Below are 542 nucleotides of genomic sequence, written 5' to 3'. Positions count from 1 at the left end.
CTGTAACCGAGAGGACGTTGATGGCCACCAGCACCGGTACCCCGGTCGACGCGGCGGACAAGCGGGAAGAACGCGGAACAACTGTCGCACCGAAACGTGGACGCCTCGCCGAGGTCCCGCATATCGCGGGGCTGGTTCTCGGTGTGTACTCCGTGCTGGTCTTCCTGTGGAGCCTGTCGCCCGCGCTGCGGTTCCTTCTCCACACACCGCGGGTGTACATCAACAACTACTACTTCGACGCACCCGACACGAGCCTGTCGTGGGCGGTGGTCGTGGGACTGGTGGCTGCTGCGCTGGCGAGCCGCAAACGCATCGCCTGGTGGCTGCTGACCATCTACATGGTGCTGTTCGCGATCGTCAACGCGCTCGAGGCGGTGATCGACAAGAACGTCAGCGCGGCGGTGGCGTGCGCGGTCCATCTCGCGGTGATCGGCGTCCTGATCGCGGCCCGCAAGGAGTTCTACACGCGCGTCCGGCGCGGCGCGGGCTGGAAGGCGCTCGGCGTCCTGGTCGCCGGCCTCGCGATCGGCACGCTGCTCGGC

The 542-nt window shown here is 67.3% G+C and carries 1 protein-coding gene; it reads left to right on the top strand.

Going from position 1 to position 542, the window contains the following annotated elements; all coding sequences use genetic code 11:
• Positions 1-20: 20 nt before the first annotated feature.
• Positions 21-542, top strand: a 522-nt coding sequence (locus tag AC07RN_RS20950) for a hypothetical protein (protein ID WP_478337212.1), incomplete at its 3' end; no start/stop codon positions are given.

This window comes from Lelliottia sp. GFLA7 (genome assembly GCF_056490165.1).
Note: the sequence above shows the minus strand (reverse complement) of the source record. Positions and strands in the feature narration are given on the sequence as shown.